The sequence below is a fragment of the Methanosphaera sp. genome (assembly GCF_016282985.1).
GTDB lineage: Archaea > Methanobacteriota > Methanobacteria > Methanobacteriales > Methanobacteriaceae > Methanosphaera.
Window position 1 is genome coordinate 1 of record NZ_JAEELZ010000094.1, and the last position, 5,330, is coordinate 5,330.

Genomic DNA, 5,330 nt, shown 5'->3' on the forward strand with positions numbered 1-5,330 from the left:
AATAATATAACATCAGTATGATAATTTAAATCTGTTTTTTTCAAAAATTCAGTAAATGCTTTAGTCATGTCAGAGTGGCCACGTGGTCGAAGACCTAATGATTGAAGACCTACATTTACTTGAAATGAATTTCTATAATCCACATCTAATGCATGTGTTACATCAACGAGTCTATGATCAAAAGCATCAACAATAATTTTATCAAATGATTCATGACATCCTGTTAATAATGAAAAAAACCATGTGGTTGCCCATTCACATGATCCACTAATATCACATAAAAATATGTGTTTTGATTTATGAATTGGTGGTTTTTTTGTAACCAAATCAATTAAATGTCCACCTACCTTAAGATTTTTTCTAATGGTTTTGGGGATATCTACACTATGGGATTTATTTTTCTTTTTTCTAATAGAACGTTGATTTGCTATTTTTTTACTAAATTCATTACAGATTTCAAAATATCTGTAATCAATACTGTTTAATTTAGAAAGATCATCATCAAGTATACTTTTATCAACAACTTCTTTTTTATCAAGTCGTCGTCTAATCATTGTTTCTCGCGTAGTATCATCTAATGGTTTACTATGATCGATATGTCCGCGAGTAATTTGTTCTTTGACTTCAATGTGTTCCTGATCTGCCGGATTATTCTTTGTATTCCTGTTATAAATGAATACATAATCAAAGGATCTTTCATATTTAACAATATCTTCTTTATTTTTAACATAAACGCATTTTAAAGCTTCTCTTAATTCTTTCAAGTTAAAGTTATCTCGATATCTGCCCCAAATGATAGATGCCATCATTGTGCTACGAATACTAACATTTACTCCTTGAAACCGTAAATGATAAGATAATGTTAAAATTTTTTCATAAGTCATTTTATCGTATTATTTTTTTTATCATGTTTCTGAAGTGAAATAACTTCTAACTTCATCGAGATATTTACTTTTTACCAGAATTGCGATACTATCTTCATATCCTATTTCTGTTTTATCGGTAGGTATTATCATTTCATCTTTACTATAAATAGTCAAAATTTTATATTTGTCAGTATTATTTTCAATTTCAGAGATAGGTGTGTATAATAAATTGTTATTTTTTACTATTAATTCAATTATTTCAGCATCTCCCTCTTCTAAAGTAGCCAGAGTTTGTACTGATGGTCGGATAATAGTTCTTGCAATAAATCTTGTTGCACTTTTTTCAGGGTTAACAGTTTTAATTTTAAGTTTTTTGAATATGTCTTCATGTTCTGTATTATTAAGTCTAGAAACAATTTTTTTTACACCATGATCTTTAGCATATACTGAGGATAGTAAGTTTACTTCATCATTACCAGTTACCGCAACAAAAAAATCAGCTTTTTTTATGTCTGCTTCATTAAGAATTTGGGTGTTTGTTCCAGTTCCTTGAATAACATAACAATCAAGGGTATCGCTAGCTTTTTCACATGCTACTTTATCTTTTTCTATAATGGTTATGTCATGATCTTCTGCCATTGATTTTGCTAAATTATAACCAATACGTCCTGCACCTACAATAATACCTATCATATTTTGACCTTCTAATTGAATAAATAATATGTTATTATTTTATATATAGATAATTATGTAATGATTATTTAATATTTTGTTTATTTTTTGATAGAAATTTAAGTTATATATAATATTTATAAGAAAAAAATGGGATTGTCATAAAAAGTTTCTATATAAAATAGCAAGTTAGCTTGTTAAAAGTAATAATATTAAAATTTAAGTAAAAATTAGTGCGACTGCCGGGATTTGAACCCGGGTCGTAGGCTTGGAAGGCCCAAGTCCTAGCCAGACTAGACTACAGACGCATATGTAAAATAAATGATTGATGCAACGACCGGGATTCGAACCCGGGTCTCTACCGTGGCAGGGTAGGGTCTTAGCCAGACTGGACTATCGCTGCATTACTACGTGTTGTAACACTATTTATAACATTTATGTTATGTTATATATATACTTTATGGATGGATTATTATTCATGTTGTAATTTTTAATTCAATTAAATTTTATTTTCTTCAAAAAAATTTTACAGTAATAATAATAAACTTATATATTATTAAAACATATTATTAATTAATAATATGAACATTTTACATCATATTAGTTATTTCAAAAAATTTGGAGAGATTGTATGCGTATAAGCATGTCATTACCTAATAAACTGCTTAATGAGTTTGATGATGTTTTACGTGATAGAGGATATCAATCCCGTTCTAAAGGAATTCGTGATGCATTGAAAGATTATATTTTAAGATATCAATGGATGAACGAAATGGAAGGGGAACGTGTTGGTGTCTTAGCAGTAATTTATGATCATCATTATGTTGGAGTTATGGAGTCAATGACTGATATTCAACATGATTTTAGGGAACAAATTAATGCCAGTTTACATATTCACATGAATGATCAATACTGTCTTGAAGTGATAATTGTTAAAGGAGATATTATTCATATCCGAGATTTAACAGAAAAAATCATGAGATTAAAAGGTGTTGAACATGTGAAATTAACCAGTGCAGGAACTGGTGAATTAGAAAAAGTTAGAGATGAATGAATACTTATTATACCCACATATTAATACAAATCTTTTCAAAAAAATCTTTCTTTAACTATTTTTAAGCTATTTTTTTATTAGATAACTATTTCCATATTTTTAATGTTTTGAAAGAATTTTTATTAATTTCATACTTCAATTAAAGTAATATTTTACAGAGCCAATTATATTAAAATCTTTAGACATACTTTTATTAATGACATATTATGATGATTTAACAAAGGATGAAAAAAGAGTATCTGTTTTTAAAGAGGCAATAATTCAAAAAGCTCATGGAATAACTTATGATTTAGGTACAGGTTCTGGAATTATGGCTTCTTTTGCATCACCATATGCTAAAAAAGTTTATGCATTTGAAATTAATCCATTAGTGATTAAAAGGTATTCTGAAAATTTATTAAAAAATTTTGATAATATAATATTAATTGAAGCAGATTTAACTACTTATAATTATAATGAAAAACCAGATGTGGTAATCTGTGAAATGTTAGATACTGCATTAATTGATGAAGAACAAGTTCCAGTTATTAATAATGTTTTGGATTATGCAAAAAAAGATACGATATTCATACCTCAATCAACATATGACACAATTAAGATAGGATTTTCAAATATTTTACATATCACATACAAAGAAGATGAAAATATTCATTTTGAAACGTTTTCTAAAGAAATAAAATATAATTCTGTTGATTTTTCTAACAAAATAACTCCGGAAGTAGAAAAAAATATTGAAATAACTATTGACAAGTCTGGAGAAATCAATACTTTGTTAATTACAACATATACTTGTTTAAATGAAAAATTAATTACAGAACCAACTCCAATGTTAAATCCTCCCTTGTTAATACCAGTTAATCTTCTAAAGGTTTCAAAGGGTGATGTTGTTCTTATCAATTTAAAATATATTATGGGTGGTGGTTTAAATACAATCAAAGCAAATATTCGAAAAATTATCTGATTTTTTAAAAGATTATGATAAATTATTAGTTTTTACAATAGGTAATTCATTAAGGGGAGACGATGGTTTAGGTCCATTATTGTCTGATAAGTTATATGATAAATTAATTAAAATTACTACTAAAAGTACGGATAATGTATTTTTATTAAACACGGAATCTACTCCAGAAAATCATACTCATGAAATCAGAACACTAAATCCATCACATATAATAATAATTGATGCTGTTGAATTTGATGCAAATCCTGGTGAGATGTTAATAATAAATAAAGAACAAATTGATACATTCAATGTTTCAACACATTCTATGCCAATATCTTTTATTATTAATTATATTGAAGAAACAATTGGAAGTAAAATAATCACCATAGGTATTCAACCAAAAGAAATGAATTTAGCAAACAATGTATCAGAGGAAGTTAAATGTAGTGTGGAAGAATTAACTGATATGTTGGTAGAATTAGTATAGGTGGTAATGATGAAAATATTATTTATAGGATCAAGATTATTTGATGATGCTGCATGGTATGCTAAAAAGTTAGGTATTGAAACAATAGTCACAGAATCAAATAATCAGGCTGTTAATTTGGATTTGGCAGATAAAGTATATATTGTTCCAAGAGGTATGGATGAACCTATGGATATAGCTATTAAAGAAGAAGTGGATGCTGTTGTTCCATTGATTGGAATAGATCCTCCATTAGTTGATGTAGGAAAAATGAAAGATACTCTTGAAAAAGAAAATGGTATTCCTGTTATTGCTGCACCGTATGCTGCTGCTTCTTTAGCAGCAAATAAGTATGAAACAAAAGAAATGTTATTAAAAAATAATATCAATACTCCAAAATTTAATCATCTTGATGAACCTTATGATATTGAAGATTTAAAAGAAAAATTACCTTTAGTTTTAAAAACTCCTGAAGGACAAGGAGGTACTGGAGTAAAAATTGCTTTAACTAAAGAGGATATTGTTGATTTTGTTTCTGAAAAGAATAATATCTTCACGGAAGATTTTGTTGAGGGAATGGAAGTATCTATTGAAGTTTTAAGATGGAAAAATGAAACAGTTTCTTTGGTACCAGTATATAAAGGGGATACTACTCTTGAAGGAACACATCCTTTATCAAAAATCAAACAAGCTCCATTAAATATTGATGGGATAAATAATGAAAAACATAATAAATCTATTAAAACACTTGCAGAAGAATTAGCAAATCTTGTAGGTGTCGAAGGGACAATGGATATTGATATTTTACATGATTCCAAATCTAAAAATGATTTTGTCATTGAATTGAATACTAGGCCAAGTGGTACGAGGTATATGACTGCTGCAGCAACAGATATTTATCCTATTTGTCAATTAATTGATATGGCTTGTGGAAATTGGTCTGCAAATAATGTTAAACATTCTATGAAAAATTATTTTGCTACTGAATTACCTATAGGTGATTTCCCTTCCGATAAAATAATACCTAAAGAAAAAGTATTTGATGGTGATACTGCTTATGTTGTTCACGGTCCAAAACATTATCAACGGGTTACAATTAGAGCAGATTCAAGAAAAAATCTTAATGATATGACCTACAATTTAGTTGAAGATTATGCAATAAAAAATAATATTAATTTTTAATAATCTGAGTATCTGACAAAATTATCTTTTTATTTGTTTTTGTAATACTTTTTATCATTTTGACATTTTTTTGTTTATTATTATATTTATTTGATTATGGGTTTTATATTAGTTATCAGTTCCCCTTTTATTTGTTATCATGTCTGG

General features: G+C 27.5%; 6 protein-coding genes and 2 tRNA genes. 4 read left to right on the plus strand and 4 right to left on the minus strand.

The features are described from left to right. The 4 genes from QZZ11_RS06035 to QZZ11_RS06050 all read right to left on the minus strand — a co-directional run. Positions 1–884 (minus strand): VWA domain-containing protein (locus QZZ11_RS06035; protein WP_292474464.1); only part of this gene is annotated, 884 nt, incomplete at its 3' end. Between the two features lie 21 nt (positions 885–905). Then, complete coding sequence (locus QZZ11_RS06040) at positions 906–1,589, minus strand: NAD-binding protein (protein ID WP_365952857.1); 684 nt, start codon at positions 1,587–1,589, stop codon at positions 906–908. 183 nt (positions 1,590–1,772) lie between these two features. Then, positions 1,773–1,846, minus strand: a tRNA-Gly gene (locus tag QZZ11_RS06045). Positions 1,847–1,867: 21 nt separating this feature from the next. Continuing rightward, positions 1,868–1,941, minus strand: a tRNA-Gly gene (locus QZZ11_RS06050). 228 nt (positions 1,942–2,169) lie between these two features. On the opposite strand from QZZ11_RS06050, the gene nikR reads away from it, so the two are divergent. The 4 genes from nikR (at position 2,170) to QZZ11_RS06070 (ending at position 5,183) form a co-directional block, all read left to right on the plus strand. Next, complete coding sequence (gene nikR, locus QZZ11_RS06055; protein ID WP_292474466.1) at positions 2,170–2,592, plus strand: nickel-responsive transcriptional regulator NikR; 423 nt, start codon at positions 2,170–2,172, stop codon at positions 2,590–2,592. Positions 2,593–2,788: 196 nt separating this feature from the next. Continuing rightward, positions 2,789–3,553 (plus strand): 50S ribosomal protein L11 methyltransferase, encoded by a 765-nt coding sequence (locus QZZ11_RS06060; RefSeq protein WP_292474468.1) that lies wholly within the window; start codon positions 2,789–2,791, stop codon positions 3,551–3,553. Further along, positions 3,534–4,022 (plus strand): hydrogenase maturation peptidase HycI, encoded by a 489-nt coding sequence (gene hycI, locus QZZ11_RS06065; protein WP_292474473.1) that lies wholly within the window; start codon positions 3,534–3,536, stop codon positions 4,020–4,022. Before QZZ11_RS06060 ends, hycI begins: the two co-directional genes overlap by 20 nt. 9 nt (positions 4,023–4,031) lie before the next feature. Beyond that, complete coding sequence (locus tag QZZ11_RS06070; RefSeq protein WP_292474470.1) at positions 4,032–5,183, plus strand: ATP-grasp domain-containing protein; 1,152 nt, start codon at positions 4,032–4,034, stop codon at positions 5,181–5,183. Positions 5,184–5,330: the final 147 nt, after the last annotated feature.

Bases quoted from the DNA above. Each gene is read 5' to 3' on its own strand.
- nikR (WP_292474466.1), top strand. From the start codon at position 2,170: ATGCGTATAAGCATGTCATTACCTAATAAACTGCTTAATGAGTTTGAT.
- QZZ11_RS06060 (WP_292474468.1), top strand. From the start codon at position 2,789: ATGACATATTATGATGATTTAACAAAGGATGAAAAAAGAGTATCTGTT.
- QZZ11_RS06070 (WP_292474470.1), top strand. From the start codon at position 4,032: ATGAAAATATTATTTATAGGATCAAGATTATTTGATGATGCTGCATGG.